The organism is Streptomyces sp. NPDC096132 (genome assembly GCF_044763345.1).
Taxonomy (GTDB): Bacteria; Actinomycetota; Actinomycetes; order Streptomycetales; family Streptomycetaceae; genus Streptomyces.
Window position 1 is genome coordinate 553,303 of the sequence record NZ_JBIWGA010000004.1, and the last position, 20,137, is coordinate 573,439.

Below are 20,137 nucleotides of genomic sequence, written 5' to 3' on the forward strand. Positions count from 1 at the left end.
ATTGACGCACCGTCAGAAACCCTCGTACCGTCCCCTCATGGCCGTGAAGGCGTACGACCTCACCGGACGCACCGCGTTCGTCACCGGCGCCGCCAGCGGGATAGGCCGCGCCTGCGCCGTCCTGCTCGCCCAGGCCGGCGCCACCGTGCACGGCGCCGACCGGGACGCGCAGGGGCTGCACGAGACGGCGACGCTGATCAAGGACCGGGGTGGCACCGCCCGCACCCACCACCTCGACGTCACCGACCGCGCCCAGGTCCGCCGGGCCGTCGAGTCCTGTGAGCGCCTGGACGTGCTGGCGGCCGTCGCCGGGATCATGCACAGCAGCCCCGTCCTGGAGACCCGGGACGAGGACCTCGACCGGGTCCTGGCCGTCAACTTCAAGGGTGTGCTGTACGCCTGCCAGGAGGCCGCCCGTCTGATGATCGCGCGCGACACCGGCGGCAGCATCGTCACCATGGCCTCGGGCGCCGTGGACACCGGTGGCCCCGGCCTGCTCTGCTACGGCGCCGCCAAGGCGGCCGTGGTCCAGCTGACGAAGACCCTGGCGACCGAGGTGGGCCGATACGGCATCCGGGTCAACGCCGTCGCTCCGGGCTGGATCCGCACCCCCATGACCGACCGCCACGACGTCGGCGCACAGGCGCACACCGAGGCGCTCATGGCCCGCATGGCGCCCCTGCGCCGCGTCGGCGAACCGGAGGACATCGCCCACGCGGTACTCCACCTGGCCTCCGACGCATCAGCCTTCACAACAGGCCAGATCCTCCGCCCGAACGGCGGCGTAGCCATGCCCTGGTAACCACACCCACCTCCCGACCACCTCCCTCCCCAGGCGCCACCCCGGAAGCCGCCTCGGGCATCGCCCGGCCAGCCGCCTCGGGCCCCAACCCAGCGGCCCTCTCGGACCCCGCCTCCGAAGCCGCCTCGCGCCCTGCCTCAGGCACCACCCCCGAAGCCACCTCGGACCCCGCCCCGAAATCCGCCCCAGGCCCCGCCCAAGCCACCCTCCACCGCCCCGCCCCAACCGCCCCCACCGCCCCCGTCTTGGCCACGCAGTGCACCGGCAGCAGGCTCAGCCCCCAGCCGCCGGCGGCGATCGCCCCCTCCAGGGCCCCGGCGCCGGGCGCCACGGCCAGTCTCAGCGCGGCCCACCACCACACGGCGGCGAGCCCGAGCAGCGCCCCGCGGCGCGCTATGCGGCGCGCCACGGCTTCACCACCGGCCCGCCGCCGAAAAGCCCATGCCGACCCGCACGACCCGTCCGCACGTCACGTGTTCTCCGCCTGGAACATCCAGTGGTGCTTCTCCAGGTCGGCGGTGATTCCGATGAAGATGTCCTGGCTGACGGGATCCGCCTCCCCCGTCGCCGCCACCCGGTCCCGCATCCGGGTGATCGCCGCGCCCAGCGCGGCCACGAGCGCGCCCACGGCGTCGGAGTCCTTGACCCAGCCCTCCGCCACCGCGCCGATCCCGCTGCCGCCCGCCACCGTGGCCGCTCGGCCGTCGGGAGAGACGCCCAGCGCGGAGGCACGCTCCGCCACGGTGTCGGAGTGGGCGCGCGCGACGTCCACGACCTCGTCGAGCTGAAGGTGGACGGACCGGAACCGCGGCCCGACGACGTTCCAGTGGACCTGCTTGGCCACCAGCGACAGGTCGATCAGATCGACGAGCGCTCCCTGCAATGCCTCGGCGACGGTCTTCAGATCGGCGTCGGCCAGCGGGCTCTTCACGACGTACATCGCTACCTCCGGTGTGCGGCGACCGCCATGCCCTCCACGATGACCGCAGGTCCCCTCACCGGCAAACGGACGCGAAAAACCCCGACCGCACTCCTCCGGGTCTCCCCGGAGAAGCCCCGGCCGGGGCCTCACACAGTGCCTGAGCGCGTGTCCCTACGGACACGCCCGCAGGCGGAACCTCACGCGGCGACCACGTCCACCGCCTCGGCGGGCGCCTTGATGGTCACCCGCTCCGGCGGCACACCGGTCACCGACACGGAACCCAGCATCGGACGAACCGACGTGGGCACAGGCTCACTGGGGGTGGCCGCAGCAGACTGGGCCAGCTCGGCGAGGGCGAGCTCGTCGCTCACTTCCCGCATGAGCTCGGACATCCGTACGTCCAGCGCGTCGCAGATCGCGGAGAGCAGCTCGGAGGAAGCCTCCTTCTGCCCCCGCTCCACCTCGGAGAGATAGCCGAGTGAGACTCGGGCGGACGAGGAGACTTCGCGCAGAGTACGGCCCTGGCGCTGGCGCTGCCGACGCAGCACGTCACCCAGCAGGCGACGGAGCAGAATCATCGGTGGCTCCCTCCTCGGACCGCGTAGCCGCATCCTTCACGCCCCACCGTACCGCCTTGCGCTGCGGCCGTGCGGGGAGCGATGTCGTGTTCACTCAGGGCTGCAAACATCAAAACCCCCCGTTCTGTTCCGTATCCTGTGCCCGCTCATTCCCGGTGTGTTCGCCCACAAGCTCTGTCAGAAGCAGTGCGAGCACGCTCCGTACACTCTCTCTACGAATTTCCGCACGGTCGCCGTTCAACCGCAGGCCCTCCACTTTTCCGCCAGGGGCGGAACCGGATTCCGGTCCGAACGGGCCGTCCACGGCCACGAAGACCGTGCCGACGGGCTGCCCGTCCTGTGGATCGGGGCCGGCGACACCGGTCGTCGCGATGCCCCAGTCGGCGCCCAGCGCCTTGCGCACTCCGGCCGCCATCTGGGCCGCGACCTGCGGATCCACCGCGCCATGCGCGGCCAGCAGACCCGCGTCCACGGCGAGCAGCTCCCGCTTCAGCTCGGTCGCGTAGGCCGTGACCGAGCCGCGGAAGACCTTGGAGGCGCCGGGCACCGATGTGATCTCCGCCGCAACCAGGCCACCGGTCAGCGACTCGGCCACAGCGAGCGTCTCGCCCTTCACCGTGAGTAGTCGCACCACGTCGGTGGCCGGGGAATTCACGCTTCCGTCTCCTCCGACGCGGCCCGGCGCTCGGCGATTCCCTGCCGGCGCAGCACAATGGCCTGTCTCACATAGTCGAGCCCGGTCACCACGGTCAGGACGACCGCGGCCGCCATCACCCACCACCTCAGGGTGGCCAGCCACCCCGTCAGCGCCAGGACGTACATCCCGACGGCCACGCCCTGCGTGAGCGTCTTGAGCTTGCCGCCCCGGCTCGCGGGGATGACGCCGTACCGGATGACCAGGAAACGCATCAGGGTGATGCCGAGTTCCCGGCCGAGGATCACGATCGTCACCCACCACGGCAGATCGCCGAGCGCGGAGAGACAGATCAGCGCCGCTCCCATGATCGCCTTGTCGGCGATGGGATCGGCGATCTTCCCGAAGTCGGTGACGAGGTTGTAGGTCCGCGCCAGGTGTCCGTCGAACAGGTCGGTGATCATGGCGATGGCGAAGGCCGCCCAGGCGAGCGACCGCCACGCCGGGTCGTAGCCGCCGTCGGCCAGCATCAGCGCGACGAAGCCGGGCACCAGGATCAGCCGGAGCATCGTCAGCAGATTGGCGATGTTCCAGACGCTCGCCTGGTTGACGGCCGCGGCGGCCAGCTTCCCGCCGCGCGGCCCGCGGCCCGCGGCACCCTGTGCCTCGGCGTCGCCGACGTCCGGGGAGCCGCCGGCGGCAGTGGCGGGGCCGACAGCGGCAGACGGGTCGACGGCGCCGGGCCCGGCGGCGGACACGTCCGCGGCGCCGACCCCTTTCGCCTGCGAGGAGCCGCCGGCAGCCGATGCCGGAACACCCGTCATCTGCCCGCCTCCTCACTACACCCGAACGAGCCCTGCAGAGGCTCGGCCACCAGGTCGACACCTTCGGTGCCGACCACCTTCGCCTCGACCATACGACCGACGCTCAGACCTTCGCCCGATGTGAGCAGCACCTGCCCGTCGGTCTCCGGCGCCTGGTGCGCCCCGCGGCCGTACACGCCGTCCTCGTCCACGGACTCCACGAGCACGTGCACCGTCTCGCCCAGACGCTCCTCGGCGCGCTGCGAGACGAGTTCCTCGGCGAGCCGCGAGACCCGGGCCAGCCGCTCGGCGACGACGTCCTCGTCGAGCTTGTCGTCGTACGTGGCGGCCTCGGTGCCCTCCTCGTCGGAGTAGCCGAAGACCCCGATGGCGTCCAGCCGCGCGCCGTTCAGGAACCGCTCCAGCTCGGCCAGGTCGGCCTCGGACTCGCCGGGGAAGCCCACGATGAAGTTGGAGCGCACACCCGCCTGAGGTGCCTTGCCGCGGATGGTGTCGAGCAGTTCCAGGAACCGGTCGGTGTCGCCGAAGCGGCGCATCGCGCGCAGCACGCCGGGCGCGGAGTGCTGGAAGGACAGGTCGAAGTAGGGGGTGACCTTGGGCGTGGACGTCAGGACGTCGATGAGCCCCGGCCGCATCTCGGCGGGCTGGAGGTAGCTGACCCGCACCCGCTCGAGGCCGTCGACCTCCGCGAGCTCGGGCAGCAGGGACTCCAGCAGACGGATGTCGCCCAGGTCCTTGCCGTAGGAGGTGTTGTTCTCGGAGACCAGCATGATCTCCTTGACGCCCTGCTCGGCCAGCCACCGCGTCTCGTTGAGCACGTCGCTCGGCCGGCGCGAGATGAAGGAGCCGCGGAAGGACGGGATGGCGCAGAAGGAGCAGCGCCGGTCGCAGCCGGAGGCGAGCTTCACCGAGGCGACCGGGGAGCCGTCGAGGCGGCGGCGCAGGGGCGCACGGGGGCCGGACTGCGGGGCCAGGCCCTCCGGGAGGTCCACGGGGGCGCCGTGCCCGGGCAGGGCCACCTCGGTCGCCGACTGCCGCTCCGCCGGGCTGATCGGCAGCAGCTTGCGCCGGTCGCGCGGGGTGTGGGAGGCGTGGATGCCGCCGTTCAGGATGGTCTGGAGGCGGTCGGAGATGTTCGCGTAGTCGTCGAAGCCGAGCACTCCGTCGGCTTCGGGGAGGGCCTCGGCGAGTTCCTTGCCGTACCGCTCGGCCATGCAGCCCACCGCCACAACGGCCTGGGTTCTGCCGTGCCCCTTGAGATCGTTGGCCTCCAGGAGGGCGTCGACGGAGTCCTTCTTGGCGGCTTCGACGAAGCCACAGGTGTTGACCACGGCGACGTCCGCGTCCTCGGCGTCCTCCACGAGTTGCCAGCCGTCCGCCTCCAAGCGGCCTGCGAGCTCCTCCGAGTCCACCTCGTTACGGGCGCAGCCAAGAGTGACGAGTGCGACGGTACGGCGTTCAGGCATGGGCTCAAGACTACTTTGTCCCACCGACAACGAACGTCGACGGGGTTGGCGATCATGGCCAACCCCGTCGATTCACACGTATCTCTCAAGCTCTAGCCGGCCTGCGGATCGCCCTTGGTGTACGTCAGGCGTTCCACCGCGCCCGGCTGGAAGTTGTCGTCGATCTTCTTGCCGTTGACGAACAGGTCGATCGCCCCGGCGTCGCCGAGGACGAGGTTGATCTTCTCGCTGTCCTGGAAGGTCTTGGAGTCGCCCTGCTTGAGGAGTCCGTCGAACAGCAGCCGGCCGTTGTGGTCCTTGGCGGAGATCCAGCTGCGGCCGTCGGTCGCGCTGACCTTGACGGTCACCTTGTCCTGGGGCGCGGCCGCGATGGCGCTGTCGGAGGGCTCGGGCTCGGTGTCGGTGGACTTGTCGGTCTTGGGTGTGGGCGAGGCGGTGGCGCTGGCCGCGGGCGTGGTGCCCTCGGCGACCGCCTCCTTGGACCCGCCCTCGTCGCCGCCCTTGAACGCGGTGAAGCCGACGAAGCCGACCACGGCCACGATCGCGGCGACCATCGCCGCCGTCCAGTTCGGTCCCCGCCGCTCGGGGCGGATGCGTTCCGCCTCGAACAGCGGCGCGGCCGCGGTCGGCGCCGGACGGCCGCCGTGGTCGGCGTCGTACTGTTCGATCAGCCGGCCGGGGTCGAGGCGCACGGCCCGGGCCAGGGTTCGGATGTGCCCGCGCGCGTAGACGTCTCCGCCGCAGGGGGCGAAGTCGTCCGACTCGATGGCATGGATGATGGCGATGCGGACCCGGGTGGCGGTACTGACGTCGTCGACGGTCAGCCCGGCGGTGATGCGCGCCTGGCGCAGGGCACGACCGATGGAGAAGGGGGCTTCCTCGGACGGGTCTTCGAACGGACGCTCGTCTTCAGGGGAGTTGCCGATGGACACGGGGGCGCCTTTCGAGCGTGTAGCCACCTGTGCTGGAGGTTCAGTCTAGGGGGGGTGCCAAAGGGAGGGGCAACCGGACGGTACGACTTTGTACGCCATCGGAATGGCCGGTCACGCCGATGACGGGCCAGACACGGCCCCCGGTGGCAAGCCGTACCTGTCCTCTCGCTCAACTGGACGTACGCCAAAGGGAAACGGTTGCCCTGCGGTTTCTAACGGGTGAGTCACGGACGACCGGGTACCCGACGCGACGTCTACCCCTCAGACTCCCCCCGGATCACCGCGAGCACGCCGTCCAGCTCGTCGGGTTTCACAAGAACGTCACGGGCCTTGGAGCCCTCGCTCGGACCGACGATGTTCCGCGACTCCATGAGGTCCATCAGCCGGCCGGCCTTCGCGAAGCCGACGCGCAGCTTGCGCTGGAGCATCGACGTCGAGCCGAACTGGGTGGAGACCACGAGCTCGGCCGCCTGGCACAGCAGGTCGAGGTCGTCCCCGATGTCCTCGTCGATCTCCTTCTTCTGCTTGGTGCCCACGGTGACGTCGTCCCGGAAGACGGGCGCCATCTGGTCCTTGCAGTGCTGCACGATCGCCGCGACCTCGGCCTCGGTGACGAAGGCGCCCTGCATACGGGTCGGCTTGTTCGCACCCATCGGCAGGAACAGACCGTCACCCTTTCCGATCAGCTTCTCGGCGCCCGGCTGGTCGAGGATGACCCGCGAGTCGGCGAGCGAGGAGGTGGCGAACGCGAGCCGCGAGGGGACGTTCGCCTTGATCAGACCGGTGACGACGTCGACCGACGGCCGCTGGGTGGCGAGCACCAGGTGGATGCCGGCCGCGCGCGCGAGCTGCGTGATCCGCACGATCGCGTCCTCGACGTCGCGCGGCGCGACCATCATCAGGTCGGCGAGCTCATCGACGATCACCAGCAGGTACGGGTACGGCTGCAGCTCCCGCTCGCTGCCCTCGGGCGGCTTGACCTTGCCGTTCCTTATGGCCTCGTTGAAGTCGTCGATGTGCCGGAAGCCGTACGCGGCGAGGTCGTCGTAGCGCAGGTCCATCTCGCGTACGACCCACTGCAGCGCCTCGGCGGCCCGCTTGGGGTTGGTGATGATCGGCGTGATCAGGTGCGGGATGCCCTCGTACGCGGTCAGCTCGACGCGCTTGGGGTCGACGAGGACCATCCGCACGTCCTCGGGGGTCGCGCGGACCATGACGGACGTGATGAGGCAGTTGATGCACGACGACTTGCCGGAACCGGTGGCTCCGGCTACGAGGATGTGCGGCATCTTCGCCAGGTTGGCCATGACATAGCCGCCCTCGACGTCCTTGCCGAGCGCGACCAGCATCGGATGGTCGTCCTCGGCCGCGTCCGCGAGCCGCAGCACGTCCCCTAGGTTGACCATCTCCCGGTCGGTGTTGGGGATCTCGATGCCGACCGCCGACTTGCCGGGGATCGGGCTGATGATCCGCACGTCCGGGCTGGCGACGGCGTACGCGATGTTCTTGGTCAGCGCGGTGATCCGCTCGACCTTCACGGCGGGGCCGAGTTCCACCTCGTAGCGGGTGACCGTCGGGCCACGGGTGAAGCCGGTGACGGCGGCGTCGACCTTGAACTCGGTGAAGACGTTCGTCAGCGAGGCGACGACGGCGTCGTTGGCGGCGCTGCGCGCCTTGCCGGGGCCACCGCGCTCCAGGAGGTCCAGCGACGGCAGCGCGTAGGTGATGTCGCCGGAGAGCTGGAGCTGCTCGGCGCGCGGCGGCAGGTCGCGGATCTCCTCCGGCGGCGCCTTGGTCAGATCGGGTACGGCCCCGGAGCTGAGCTTCTCCTGCTTGGGCCGCGCGGCCGGGACCGGTGTCGGCGTGGTCGCCTCGCGGTCGCCCACGCGCACGCCCTGGGTGAGGTCGGCGACGATCGGCGAGGGCGGCATGCCGTGCATGATGGCGCCGTCGAGATCGGCCGCGGCGGCCGCGGCGATGTCCACGGCGTCCGGCTCCCGGTCCATCGCGGGCTGCGGCACGGCCGAGCGCCGGGGACGGCCGCGGCGCTGGGACAGGGCCTCCTGCTCGGCGCCGTCGGGGTCGTACGCCCCGCGGCCGCCCGAGCGCCGGCGGGGACGCCCGGGCAGCGCCTCGCGCCACTGCTCGTCGTAGCGCGCGTCGTCGTCGGAGAACTCGTCCTGTCCGTCCGCCTCGGGGTCGTGCAGCACCCCGAGGCGGACCCCGAGCTGCCGCAGCCGCTGCGGGATCGCGTTGACCGGGGTGGCCGTGACGACCAGCAACCCGAAGACCGTGAGCAGCACCAGCAGCGGTACGGCGAGCACCTCGCCCATGGCGTACGTCAGCGGGGTCGCCGCGCTCCAGCCGATGAGACCGCCGGCGTCCCTTATGGCCTGCATGCCGTCGCTGCGGGCGGGCGCGCCGCAGGCGATGTGGACCTGGCCGAGGACGCCGATGACGAGGGCGGACAGGCCGATCACGATGCGGCCGTTGGCGTCGGGCTTCTCCGGGTGCCTGATGAAGCGCACGGCGATGACCGCGAGCAGGATCGGCACGAGCAGGTCGAGCCGGCCGAAGGAGCCGGTGACGAGGATCTCGACCAGGTCGCCGACGGGGCCCTTCAGGTCGGCCCAGGTGCCCGCCGCGACGATCAGCGCGACGCCGAGCAGCAGCAGGGCGACGCCGTCCTTGCGGTGGGCCGGGTCGAGGTTCTTCGCGCCGTTCCCTATCCCCCGGAACACGGCGCCCACCGCGTGCGCCAGGCCCAGCCAGAGGGCGCGCACGAGCCGGTAGATGCCCCCGGTGGGACTCGGCGCCGGCTTGGGTGCCGGCGCCGCCTTCTTCGCCGCGGCCTTCTTGGCGGGTGCCTTCTTCGCCGGGGCCTTTTTCGCGGCGGCCTTCTTCGCCGGAGCCTTCGCGGGAGCAGCCGCCTTCTTGGCGGGCTGCTTCTTGGCTGCGGAGGGACGTGAGGCCATGGGTGTGAGGTTACCGGGGGAGACGACAGTGGACACGCGTGCCCACTGCTTCACCCGTTCGTGTCGTCCCTGCGCAGGCGCGGAACTGACGCGTCCGCAGGGCGGGGACGGGGGGCCGGAGCGTCAGCCCGGTGGGGAGCCGGAGTGCCCGCCCGCCGCGGAGCCGAAGCACCGGCCCCATGACGGCGTGGAACTGACCCCCGCTCACCCCCAACGCCTCCCGCCTCTCGCGTCAGTTCTGCGACGGCACCGAGGCCGCACCGTTCCCGGTGCCCGGCTCCAGCGCGTCCAGCGCCCGCCGCAGGCCGGTGAGTTTGCGCTCCAGATGCGCCGCCGTGGCCACCGCGGCCGCGTCCGCCGACTCGTCGTCGAGCTGCTTGGAGAGCGCCTCCGCCTGCTCCTCGACGGCCGCGAGCCGTGCGGAGAGCTCGGCCAGCAGTCCGGCCGACTCCTTGGCCCCGCCGCCCGCCGCGGCCTTGCCACCGCCCTCCAACTGGAGCCGCAGCAGCGCCGCCTGCTCCCTCAGCTGGCAGTTCTTCATGTACAGCTCGACGAACACGGAGACCTTGGCGCGCAGCACCCACGGGTCGAACGGCTTGGAGATGTAGTCCACCGCGCCGGCCGCGTACCCACGGAAGGTGTGGTGCGGGCCGTGGTTGATCGCCGTGAGGAAGATGATCGGGATGTCCCTGGTGCGTTCTCGCCGCTTGATGTGCGCGGCCGTTTCGAAACCGTCCATTCCCGGCATCTGGACGTCCAGCAGAATGACCGCGAAATCGTCCGTCAGCAGTGCTTTGAGCGCCTCTTCCCCGGACGATGCCCGCACCAGCGTCTGATCGAGCGCCGAGAGGATCGCCTCCAGCGCCAGCAGATTCTCCGGCCGGTCATCGACCAGGAGGATCTTGGCCTTCTGCACCATGGCCCGCCCTCCTCGCCCCGGCAGTGCACCGGGCGCCGCCCCTGGGGACGACTCCTTTGCGCCGCCCTTCCTTGTGCCGGTCATGGTAGCCGCACCCCGACCGTCGCCACACCCTGTCACCGTGATGTCACTGTGCACATAGCGGGAACGCGACAGGAGACCAGAAGGTTCCCCCGATCCGGCCCCGCTACACGGCCGTGGACACCCTCGGTCGGCAACTCCTCACGTGTTCCACAAGTTCCCGCCACACGAGCGGATCCCGTCACGCCTCCCGCATCCACTGCTCCATCACCGACAGCAGGTGATCGGGATCGACCGGCTTCGTGACGTAGTCGGAAGCACCCGACTCGATCGCCTTCTCCCGGTCGCCCTTCATCGCCTTCGCCGTCAGCGCGATGATCGGCAGCCCGGAGAACTGCGGCATCCGGCGGATCGCCGTCGTCGTCGCGTAGCCGTCCATCTCGGGCATCATGATGTCCATCAGGACGACCGCCACGTCGTCGTGCTGCTCCAGGACCTCGATGCCCTCACGGCCGTTCTCCGCGTACAGCACGGACAGGCCGTGCTGCTCCAGGACGCTGGTCAGCGCGAACACGTTGCGGATGTCGTCGTCGACGATCAGCACCTTCTCACCGCCGAACCGGATGCCCCGCTGACCCTGCGGCGCCGGCCACTGCGACGCCTCCCCGACCCGTTCACCGCCGTTCGACGAACGCCGCCGGCGCCGGAAGAGCGCGGCCGCCCCGTTCTGGGTCTCCTGGTACGACTTCACCTCGGCCGGCGTCACGATCTCCGCCTCGGCCAGGTCCGACAGCTCGATCGCCCCGTTCTCCGAGGCCACCAGGTCACCGGCCTCCAGCGCGGGCACCACCTGCTGGTAGCCCTGCGGAGGCAGCTCGCTCGGGTGCAGCGGCAGATACAGCGTGAACGTCGAGCCACGCCCCGGCTCGCTCTGCGCGTGGATCTCACCGCCCAGCAACTGCGCGATCTCCCGCGAGATCGACAGCCCCAGGCCCGTACCGCCGTACTTGCGGCTGGTCGTGCCGTCCGCCTGCTTGAACGCCTCGAAGATCACCCGCATCTTGCTGGCCGCGATCCCGATGCCGGTGTCGGTCACCGAGAACGCGATCAGCGGCGCGTCCGGATCCGTCAGCGACCCGGCCTCCAGCAACTGCTCCCGGATCGCCACCGGTACGTCCGCCCCGGCCGGCCGGATCACCAGCTCGACCGAGCCCGAGTCGGTGAACTTCACCGCGTTCGACAGCAGGTTGCGCAGCACCTGCAGCAGCCGCTGCTCGTCCGTGTGCAGCGTGGCCGGCAGCTCCGGCGAGACCCGCACGGACAGGTCGAGGCCCTTCTCCGCGGTCAGCGGCCGGAAGGTCGCCTCCACGTAGTCCACGAGCTGCACCAGCGCGATCCGCGTCGGCGAGACGTCCATCTTGCCCGCCTCGACCTTCGACAGGTCGAGGATGTCGTTGATCAGCTGCAGCAGGTCCGAGCCCGCCCCATGGATCGTCTCCGCGAACTCGACCTGCTTCGGCGAGAGGTTGCCCTCCGCGTTGTCCGCGAGCAGCTTCGCCAGGATCAGCAGCGAGTTCAGCGGCGTACGCAGCTCGTGCGACATGTTGGCGAGGAACTCGCTCTTGTAGCGCATCGACACGGCGAGTTGCTCGGCACGCTCCTCCAGGACCTGCCGCGCCTCCTCGATCTCGGTGTTCTTCACCTCGATGTCACGGTTCTGCTGGGCCAGCAGCTCGGCCTTCTCCTCCAGTTCGGCGTTGGACGCCTGGAGGGCCATCTGCCGCTGCTCCAACTCCGCCGACCGCTCCTGCAGTTGCTCGGTCAGCTCCTGCGACTGCTTCAGCAGCTGCTCCGTCTTGGTGTTGACGGAGATGGTGTTGACGCTGGTCGCGATCATCTCGGCGAGCTGGTTGAGGAAGTCCTTCTGGATCTGTGTGAACGGCGCGAAGGACGCCAGCTCGATCACCCCGAGCACCTTGCCCTCGAACAGCACCGGCAGCACGATCACCTGCGCCGGCGGCGCCTCGCCGAGCCCGGAGGAGATCTTCAGATAGCCGCTCGGCGCGTTCTCCACCAGGATCGTGCGCTTCTCCTCCGCGGCCGTCCCCACCAGCGCCTCACCCGGCCGGAACGACGTCGGCATCGACCCCATCGAATAGCCGTACGACCCCAGCATCCGCAGCTCGTACGGGTCGTCCGTGCCCTCGGGCGACGGCATCGCCAGGAAGAACGCGCCGTGCTGCGCGGCCACCAGCGGCGGCAGCTCGCTCATGATCAGCGAGGCCACGTCCTCCAGGTCGCGCCGCCCCTGCATCAGGGCCGACACACGCGCGAGGTTGCCCTTGAGCCAGTCCTGCTCCTTGTTGGCGATCGTGGTGTCGCGCAGGTTGGCGATCATCTTGTTGATGTAGTCCTGCAGCTCCTGGATCTCGCCGGCCGCGTCCACGTCGAGCTTCAGGTTCAGGTCGCCCCGCGTCACCGCGGTGGCCGCGCGCGCGATGGCACGCACCTGCCGGGTCAGGTTCCCGGCCATCTCGTTCACCGACTCGGTGAGGTCCCGCCAGGTGCCGTCGACGTCACGCACGCGTGCCTGGCCGCCGAGCTGCCCCTCCGTACCCACCTCGCGGGCCACACGCGTGACCTCCTCGGCGAAGGACGACAGCTGGTCGACCATCGTGTTGATGGTCGTCTTCAGCTCCAGGATCTCCCCGCGGGCGTCGATGTCGATCTTCTTCGTCAGATCGCCCTTGGCGATGGCCGTCGTGACCATGGCGATGTTGCGCACCTGGCCGGTCAGGTTGGACGCCATGCCGTTCACCGAATCGGTGAGGTCCTTCCACGTGCCCGCCACACCCGGTACGTGCGCCTGACCGCCGAGGATGCCGTCCGTGCCCACCTCGCGGGCCACCTTGGTGACCTGCTCGGCGAACGAGCTCAGCGTCTTCACCATGGTGTTGATGGTGTCGGCGAGCTGCTGGACCTCGCCACGCGCCTCGATCGTCACCGTCCGCGTCAGATCGCCGTTGGCGACGGCCGCCGCGACCTGCGAGATGTTGCGCACCTGCATGGTCAGGTTCTTGGCCATCAGGTTCACATTGCCGCTGAGGTCCTTCCAGATGCCCGTGATACCCGGCACGTGCGCCTGACCGCCCAGGATGCCCTCGGTGCCCACCTCGCGGGCCACCCGGGTCACCTGCTCGGCGAAGGACGACAGCTGGTCCACCATCGTGTTGACGGTGGTGACGAGCTCGAGGATCTCGCCCTTGGCGTCGACGGTGATCTTCTTCGACAGGTCGCCCTTGGCGACCGCGGTCGTCACCTCGGCGATCTGCCTCACCTGGATGGTCAGGTTGTTCGCCATGAAGTTCACCGACTGCGTGAGGTCCTTCCAGGTGCCGGAGACACCCTGCACCTCGGCCTGACCGCCGAGCTGCCCCTCCGTACCCACCTCACGGGCCACACGCGTGACCTCCTGGGCGAAGGACGACAGCTGGTCGACCATCGTGTTCAGGGTGTTCTTCAGCTCCAGGATCTCCCCGCGCGCGTCCACGGTGATCTTCTGGGACAGGTCACCACGCGCGACCGCCGTGGCGACCTGCGCGATGTTGCGCACCTGCGCGGTGAGGTTGCCGGCCATGCCGTTCACCGAGTCCGTCAGGTCCCGCCACACACCGGCCACACCGGGCACCTGCGCCTGACCGCCCAGCCGGCCCTCGGTACCCACGTCCCGCGCGACCCGGGTCACCTGGTCGGCGAACGCGGAGAGCTGGTCGACCATCGTGTTGATGGTGTTCTTCAGCTCGAGGATCTCCCCGCGCGCGTCGACGTCGATCTTCTGCGACAGGTCACCCCGCGCCACGGCCGTCGTCACCTGGGCGATCTGCCTCACCTGAGAGGTGAGATTGCCCGCCATGAAGTTGACGGAGTCGGTCAGCTCCCGCCACGTACCCGACACACCGTCCACGCGCGCCTGACCGCCCAGCCGGCCCTCGGTACCCACGTCCCGGGCCATCCGCGTCACCTGGTCGGCGAACGACGACAGCTGGTCCACCATCGTGTTCACGGTGTTCTTCAGCTGGAGCATCTCGCCGGAGACGTCGACGGTGACCTTCTGCGAGAGGTCGCCGTTGGCCACGGCCGTCGTCACCTGCGCGATGTTCCTCACCTGTCCGGTGAGATTCCTGAACGCCGTGTTGACGGAGTCCGTCAGGTCCTTCCACGTCCCCGCCGCGCCGGACACCTGCGCCTGACCGCCCAGTTCGCCCTCGACACCGATCTCCCGCGCCACACGCGTCACTTCGGCACCGAAAGCCGACAGCTGGTCCACCATCCCGTTGACGGTGTTCTTCAGCTCCAGCATCTCGCCGGCCACGTCCACGGTGACCTTCTGCGACAGATCACCGCTCGCCACGGCCGTCGTCACGGCCGCGATGTCCCGCACCTGAGTGGTGAGGTTCCGGAACACCGTGTTGACGGAGTCCGTCAGGTCCTTCCACGTCCCCGCCGCCCCGGGCACGTTCGCCTGACCGCCCAACTGCCCCGCGGCCCCCACCTCGTTGGCCACGCGCGTGACCTCGTCCGCGAAGATCCTCAGCGTCTCGGTCATCTGGTTGATGGTCTCGGCGAGCTGCGCGACCTCACCGCGCGCCGGAACGGTCACCTTCCGCGACAGGTCACCGTTGGCGACCGCCGTCATCACCTCGGAGACCCCGCGCACCTGGGCCGTCAAATTGCCGGCCATGGTGTTCACCGAATCGGTGAGTTCCTTCCACACACCGTCGACACCCGACACCTGCGCCTGGCCGCCCAGCATGCCGTCGGTGCCCACCTCGCGCGCGACGCGGGTCACCTCGGACGAGAACGCGGAGAGCTGGTCCACCATCGTGTTGACGGTGTTCTTCAGCTCGAGCATCTCGCCCTCGACGTGAACCGTCACCTTCCGCGACAGATCACCCTTGGCCACCGCCGTCGTCACCAGCGCGATGTCCCGCACCTGCGCGGTCAGCCGCTCCGCCATCGTGTTGACGGACTCCGTGAGGTCCTTCCACGAACCGGACATGCCGCGCACCTGCGCCTGCCCGCCCAGCTTGCCCTCGGTGCCCACCTCACTGGCCACGCGCGTGACCTCGTCGGTGAACGTCGACAGCTGGTCAACCAGATTGTTGACCGTCCGCCCGACCTTCAGGAACTCCCCACGCAGCGGCTGCCCGGCCGCCCCGTCCGGCGTCTGCGTCCGCAGCTCCATCCGCGGCGACAGATCACCCTCGGCCACCGCCGACAGCACCCGCCCGACCTCGGAGACAGGCCGTACGAGGTCGTCGACCAGCGCGTTCGAGTTGTCGATGGCGGTCGCCCACGAGCCCTCGCAGGCACCCGTCTCCAGCCGCTCGGTGAGCTTGCCCTCCCGGCCCACCATGCGACGTACGCGCGAAAGCTCACCCGTGAGATGGAGATTACGGTCCGCGACCTCGTTGAACACGGCCGCGATCTCCGACATCACGCCGTCGCCGGACACCGTGAGGCGTTTGCGGAAGTTCCCGTCCCGCATGGACACCAGGGCCGTCAGCAGCCGCTCCAGGGCCGCCGTGTCCACGGTGGTGGTACCTCCGCGCGGTGCACGCCTGCTCAGGGACTGTCCGCCTTTCGCGCGCGCCTTAGTGCTCCGCGTCGCTGCGCCAGACTCCACTTGTCCCTCCCGCAGGGGTCGACCGTCACGCTGTGCTGGGGTGTTGCTACTCGTCTGTGTGCTGCTTACTGCTGGGTTTTCCGCCCGATGAAACCAGGCGGACCCCGGGGGCTGCTGCCCCCTGTACTCAGAAGACACCCAGTCTGCCCGGACCTTCACAAGAAGCTTGCCCAGTGTTTCACCCTCACCGAACCCGGCCATAACAGTTCGGCAGCTTCGCACATCGTCCGCACACCCACGGGGCGGAAACACGGGTGACCGGCATCCGCACGGACGGGGAAGGTAAGTAACCTTGCATGCGGCTGTCCAGCCGCGCCGGTCCGTCCGGCCTGGGCGGTGGCACGAGGCACGAGCGGGCATCGGAGGGGCGGCCGCACACATGACCACCGGACTGATCCCGGGGGGACAGCCCCCGGACCCCCGGCCTTCGGGCATGCGCCCGCCGCAGCAGCGGCGCGACCAGGGCGGCCAGGGATCCCCCCACGTCGACAACCGGCCGAGGAGTTCTGTGATCACCGCGCGCGCGGCCGCCAGCTTCGAGCCCGTCGGGCGATCCGTCGCGACCGCCCGCTCCTTCGTCCGCGACACCCTCCAGGGCTGGGGCTTCGCCGACATCGTCGACGACGCCGTGGTCCTCACCAGCGAACTGGTGACCAACGCCGTCGTCCACGCGGGCACCCACGCCGACGTCCTGTGTCTGCGCTCCGAGGACGGCGTACGCATCGAGGTGGCCGACCGGTACCCGGAACGCGAGATCCCCCTCCAGGGCTCCCCCGCCACCATGGGCAGCCCCGACCGCGAGGGCGGCAGAGGCCTCCAGCTCTGCGCGGCCATCGCGGGCCGCTGGGGCGTCGAGTACACCCCGACCCACAAACACGTCTGGTTCCAACTCGACCTCCCCGACCGCCCGGTGGGCACCCGCGCCGCAGGCCCGTCCCTCCCCGCCGACCTCCTCCCGCTCGCGGACAGCCGCGTCCGCGTCGCGGTCGTCCAGATCGACCGCGCGGGCGCCATCTCGGCCTGGAACGAGGACGCCGAGGAACTCTTCGGCTACCAGGCCGACCAGGTCACCGGAAAGCCCCTCACCGACCTCGCCGCCTGGCCGCACACGCCCGGCACCGGCACCGGCATCGCCGAGGCCCTCCAACTCTCCCGCTGGGAGGGCAGTTACGGCATCCGCGGCGCCACCGGCCGGGTGACCCCGGTGTACGCCTCCCACCTCCGCGTCCGCGACACCGACGGCGAGCCCTCCACGGTCTGCCTCCTGGTCCGCGACCACGAACGCGCCGTCCTGCAGACCCCGTCGCGCCTCCCGGCCTCCGACACCGGGCCCGCCGACGGCCAGAGCACCGACCCCTTCGAGGTCTTCATCGGCTCCCCCGCCCCCGACGACCTCGACGGCCTCCTCCAGCGCACCGTGGAACGCGCCCGCGACATGCTCGACGGCGACTCCGCCTTCCTGCTCCTCGCGACCGACGACGAGACCGAGTTGGAGGTCCGCGCCTCCACCGGCCTGCCCTCCGCACGCCAGCGTTTCGCACGCGTCCCCGTCGAGGCGGGCCCCGGCCGCTACGGCTCGGCCCGGATGCCGGCCGTCCACGAGGACCTCACGGCCGTCCCCGGCGCCGTACCGCTGTTGAACGGCACGGGCATGCGCTCGGTGGTGACGGTGCCGCTGAAGGTCGAGGGCCGCCTCACCGGCTCCCTCGGCGTCGCGGCCGAGGCCCCCGGCCGGTACTCCAACGAGGAGGCCCTGCGCCTGCAGTTCGCGGCCGACCGCATCGCCCTCGCCGTCGAGTCGGCCCGCCTGGGCGAACTGGAACGCCTGCGCCGTGGCTCGCTCAGCTTCCTCGTCGAGGCCTCCGACCTCCTGGCCGGCACCCTCGACCGCGACCAGACCCTGGCCCTGATGGCCCAGATGACCGTCCCCACCCTGGCGACGTGGTGCGCGGTCTACACGATCGCCGACCAGGCCTCCGACCCGTACCTGTCCTACGTCCTGCACGAGGACGAGGAACTCATCGACGGCATCAAGTCGTTGCTCTCGAAGATCCCCCCGCCGGACCCGGTACCCACCCCGGGCGCCCGCGTCTGGACGGCGCCCGGCGCGGCCGCCCACGAGGCGGCCCTGCGCAGCTCCATGCGCAGCCTCGGCCTGACCGGCGGTCCCACCCACCAGGTGGCCTCGGGCATCGGCCCCACCCTCGCCACGGCCTCCGCGGTCGGCGGCGAGACCGTCGTCCTCCCCCTGGTCGCCCGCAACCGCGTCATCGGCATGCTGACCCTCGGCAAGCCCACCGACGAACACTTCCGCCAGGAGATCCTGGAGCTGGCCGAGGACCTGTCCCGCCGCGCCGCCCTCGCCCTGGACAACGCCCGCCTCTACTCCGAGCGCACGGCCATCAGCCAGTCCCTCCAGCGCAGCCTCCTGCCCCCGGGACTCCCCGAGATCGACGGCGTCGAGGTCGACGTCATCTACCGCGCGGCCGGCGAGGGCAACGAGGTCGGCGGCGACTTCTACGACGTCTTCCCGATCAGCGACGGCGCCTACGGCTTCGCGATCGGCGACGTCTGCGGCACGGGCCCGCACGCGGCCGCCGTGACGGGCCTGGCCCGCCACGCCCTGCGCCTGCTGGCCAGAGAGGGCCTCAGCGGCCCGGCGGTCCTGGAGCGCCTCAACTCGGCCATCCTCGACGAGGGCGCCCGCAGCCGCTTCCTGACCCTCCTCTACGGCGAGATGCGCCCGCAGGACGACGGCAGCGCGCAGCTGAAGGTGGTCTGCGCCGGCCACCCCCTTCCGCTCCGCCTGCGCCAGAACGGCACGGTCGAGCCCGCCGCCGAGCCCCAGCCCCTCCTCGGCGTCATCGAGGACCTGGAGCTGTACGAGCAGACGGTCACCCTCGATGCGGGCGACGTCCTGCTCTGTGTCACCGACGGCGTCACCGAGCGCCGAGAGGGCACCCGCATGCTGGGCGACGACGGCCTCGCCGACGTCCTGTCCACCTGTACGGGCCTCACGGCCGGCGCGGTCGCGGCCCGCATCATGCGCGCGGTCGAACGCTTCGCCTCGGACGCCCCGTCCGACGACATGGCGATCCTGGCGATGCGAGTGGCGTGAGACGGCAGGAGCCGCGGACATGAGAAAACCCCCGCCCGAAAGGGCGGGGGTTTTTCTTGAGCCCCCAAACGGAATCGAACCGTTGACCTTCTCCTTACCATGGAGACGCTCTGCCGACTGAGCTATAGGGGCCAGTTGCTTTTCGAGGTTTCCCTCGCGGCAACGGAATAGATCATACCCCGAACGAGCCCGTGTTCCCAAACTCGTTCAGAAGGCCGGTTGCAGCAGCCCACCGAGCGCATTGCACGCGGCCACGATCCGCTGCATGTCCCGCTTCGTCAAAGAGGCGTCCACCGGCAGAGCGAGCGTCTCGTCCGCGGCCAGCTCGGTCTCGGGCAGCGACACACAGCGCCGGAACTCGGGCAGCCGGTGCAAGGGGGTCTTCACCGGCACCCGGCACTCAACTCCCCTCCCCCGCAGAGCCCGAGCGAAGGCATCACGATCGGGACGGCCATTTCCCGGAACCCGCACCACGTACTGCTGATAGGAGTGCCCGTCCCCACCATCGGGCGTCCGCACCCCACGCAGCCGCGCATCGAGATAGGCCGCCCGCTCCCGCCGCCGAGCGATCTCGTCGTACGGCGCCTCGGACTCCGCCTGTTCCAGCACCAGCAGTCCATGCCGCTGCCCGACGGCGTGCAACCGCGCGACATCGGCCGGCCGCCCGAAGCGGTGTACGACAACGATGGCCGCGGTACGCGGAGTTACGACCGCCTCGACAGTGGCCGCGTCCAGGCAGTAGGTCACCGGATCCACGTCGGCGAACACCGGCAGCGCACCCGCCAGGACGACCGCTCCGGCGACTTCGGCGTTCCCGAAAGCCGGCACGATGACCTCGTCACCGATGCCGACGCCGGCGGCCCTGAGCATTGCAGCAGTACCCATGCCGTGGATGCTGCGGGCGGAACGTGAACTTCAAGTGACAGAAAGCAGAAAAGGGTTGGGCCCTGAACCGAAGTTCAGGGCCCAACCCTTTGAATGATTGTTCGGCGGTGTCCTACTCTCCCACAGGGTCCCCCCTGCAGTACCATCGGCGCTGTAAGGCTTAGCTTCCGGGTTCGGAATGTAACCGGGCGTTTCCCTCACGCTATGACCACCGAAACACTATGAAACTGTTCAGCCGCACCGTATGTGGCCATACGGGGCTGTTCGTGGTTTCAGAACCAACACAGTGGACGCGAGCAACTGAGGACAAGCCCTCGGCCTATTAGTACCGGTCACCTCCACACGTTACCGTGCTTCCAGATCCGGCCTATCAAC

12 protein-coding genes, 1 tRNA gene, 1 rRNA gene and 1 pseudogene are annotated in these 20,137 nt (G+C 70.1%); 2 read left to right on the top strand and 13 right to left on the bottom strand.

The annotated features are described in order from the left end of the window. Positions 1-37 precede the first annotated feature (37 nt). A complete protein-coding gene (locus ACIRF9_RS13045) occupies positions 38-802 on the top strand; it encodes an SDR family NAD(P)-dependent oxidoreductase (RefSeq protein WP_403819870.1) in 765 nt (254 codons plus the stop codon). A gap of 196 nt (positions 803-998) precedes the next feature. Here the strand turns inward: ACIRF9_RS13045 and ACIRF9_RS13050 are convergent. The 10 genes and pseudogenes from ACIRF9_RS13050 to ACIRF9_RS13095 all read right to left on the bottom strand — a co-directional run. Beyond that, a pseudogene (locus ACIRF9_RS13050) lies at positions 999-1,211 on the bottom strand (hypothetical protein); the annotation flags it as partial. 60 nt (positions 1,212-1,271) lie between these two features. Continuing rightward, positions 1,272-1,742, bottom strand: a complete 471-nt coding sequence (locus tag ACIRF9_RS13055) for a Dps family protein (protein ID WP_403819873.1) — start codon at positions 1,740-1,742, stop codon at positions 1,272-1,274. 179 nt (positions 1,743-1,921) lie between these two features. After that, entirely contained in the window at positions 1,922-2,302 is a 381-nt protein-coding gene (locus ACIRF9_RS13060; RefSeq protein WP_015657463.1) for a helix-turn-helix domain-containing protein, read from the bottom strand. Between the two features lie 109 nt (positions 2,303-2,411). Then, positions 2,412-2,957, bottom strand: coding sequence for a CinA family protein (locus tag ACIRF9_RS13065; RefSeq protein WP_403819876.1), 546 nt, complete (start codon positions 2,955-2,957; stop codon positions 2,412-2,414). Then, positions 2,954-3,760 (bottom strand): CDP-diacylglycerol--glycerol-3-phosphate 3-phosphatidyltransferase, encoded by an 807-nt coding sequence (gene pgsA, locus ACIRF9_RS13070; RefSeq protein ID WP_403819878.1) that lies wholly within the window; start codon positions 3,758-3,760, stop codon positions 2,954-2,956. Before pgsA ends, ACIRF9_RS13065 begins: the two co-directional genes overlap by 4 nt. Further along, a complete protein-coding gene (rimO, locus tag ACIRF9_RS13075) occupies positions 3,757-5,226 on the bottom strand; it encodes a 30S ribosomal protein S12 methylthiotransferase RimO (RefSeq protein WP_403819881.1) in 1,470 nt (489 codons plus the stop codon). The genes pgsA and rimO overlap by 4 nt, the downstream gene beginning before the upstream one ends. Before the next feature lie 92 nt (positions 5,227-5,318). Continuing rightward, positions 5,319-6,158 (bottom strand): helix-turn-helix domain-containing protein, encoded by an 840-nt coding sequence (locus tag ACIRF9_RS13080; RefSeq protein WP_403819883.1) that lies wholly within the window; start codon positions 6,156-6,158, stop codon positions 5,319-5,321. A 254-nt stretch (positions 6,159-6,412) separates the two neighbouring features. After that, on the bottom strand, positions 6,413-9,133 hold the full coding sequence (locus tag ACIRF9_RS13085; RefSeq protein WP_403819886.1) for a DNA translocase FtsK: 2,721 nt from the start codon (positions 9,131-9,133) through the stop codon (positions 6,413-6,415). A 232-nt stretch (positions 9,134-9,365) separates the two neighbouring features. Continuing rightward, a complete protein-coding gene (locus ACIRF9_RS13090; RefSeq protein ID WP_390848118.1) occupies positions 9,366-10,052 on the bottom strand; it encodes a two-component system response regulator in 687 nt (228 codons plus the stop codon). 262 nt (positions 10,053-10,314) lie between these two features. Next, entirely contained in the window at positions 10,315-15,759 is a 5,445-nt protein-coding gene (locus tag ACIRF9_RS13095; RefSeq protein WP_403819889.1) for a HAMP domain-containing protein, read from the bottom strand. A gap of 379 nt (positions 15,760-16,138) precedes the next feature. Here ACIRF9_RS13095 and ACIRF9_RS13100 point away from each other — a divergent pair, with 379 nt between their 5' ends. Next, positions 16,139-18,877 carry a SpoIIE family protein phosphatase gene (locus ACIRF9_RS13100; RefSeq protein ID WP_403819892.1) on the top strand — a complete coding sequence of 913 codons (2,739 nt, stop codon included), beginning with the start codon at positions 16,139-16,141 and terminating at the stop codon, positions 18,875-18,877. A 59-nt stretch (positions 18,878-18,936) separates the two neighbouring features. Here ACIRF9_RS13100 and ACIRF9_RS13105 read toward each other — a convergent pair. The 3 genes from ACIRF9_RS13105 to rrf all read right to left on the bottom strand — a co-directional run bounded on the left by ACIRF9_RS13105 (position 18,937) and on the right by rrf (position 19,978). Further along, positions 18,937-19,009 (bottom strand) — tRNA-Thr (locus tag ACIRF9_RS13105). A 75-nt stretch (positions 19,010-19,084) separates the two neighbouring features. Further along, the gene (locus ACIRF9_RS13110) at positions 19,085-19,747 is read right to left on the bottom strand and encodes a DegT/DnrJ/EryC1/StrS family aminotransferase (protein ID WP_403819940.1); all 663 of its coding nucleotides are present in this window, start codon (positions 19,745-19,747) and stop codon (positions 19,085-19,087) included. A gap of 114 nt (positions 19,748-19,861) precedes the next feature. Continuing rightward, positions 19,862-19,978: ribosomal RNA gene (rrf, locus tag ACIRF9_RS13115) — 5S ribosomal RNA — on the bottom strand. Between the last annotated feature and the right edge of the window lie 159 nt (positions 19,979-20,137).

Excerpts from the sequence above, each read along its gene's own strand:
- rimO (WP_403819881.1), bottom strand. The coding sequence starts at position 5,226 with ATGCCTGAACGCCGTACCGTCGCACTCGTCACTCTTGGCTGCGCCCGT.
- pgsA (WP_403819878.1), bottom strand. The coding sequence starts at position 3,760 with ATGACGGGTGTTCCGGCATCGGCTGCCGGCGGCTCCTCGCAGGCGAAA.
- ACIRF9_RS13085 (WP_403819886.1), bottom strand. The coding sequence starts at position 9,133 with ATGGCCTCACGTCCCTCCGCAGCCAAGAAGCAGCCCGCCAAGAAGGCG.
- ACIRF9_RS13090 (WP_390848118.1), bottom strand. The coding sequence starts at position 10,052 with ATGGTGCAGAAGGCCAAGATCCTCCTGGTCGATGACCGGCCGGAGAAT.
- ACIRF9_RS13045 (WP_403819870.1), top strand. The coding sequence starts at position 38 with ATGGCCGTGAAGGCGTACGACCTCACCGGACGCACCGCGTTCGTCACC.
- ACIRF9_RS13110 (WP_403819940.1), bottom strand. The coding sequence starts at position 19,747 with ATGCTCAGGGCCGCCGGCGTCGGCATCGGTGACGAGGTCATCGTGCCG.
- ACIRF9_RS13055 (WP_403819873.1), bottom strand. The coding sequence starts at position 1,742 with ATGTACGTCGTGAAGAGCCCGCTGGCCGACGCCGATCTGAAGACCGTC.
- ACIRF9_RS13060 (WP_015657463.1), bottom strand. The coding sequence starts at position 2,302 with ATGATTCTGCTCCGTCGCCTGCTGGGTGACGTGCTGCGTCGGCAGCGC.
- ACIRF9_RS13100 (WP_403819892.1), top strand. The coding sequence starts at position 16,139 with ATGACCACCGGACTGATCCCGGGGGGACAGCCCCCGGACCCCCGGCCT.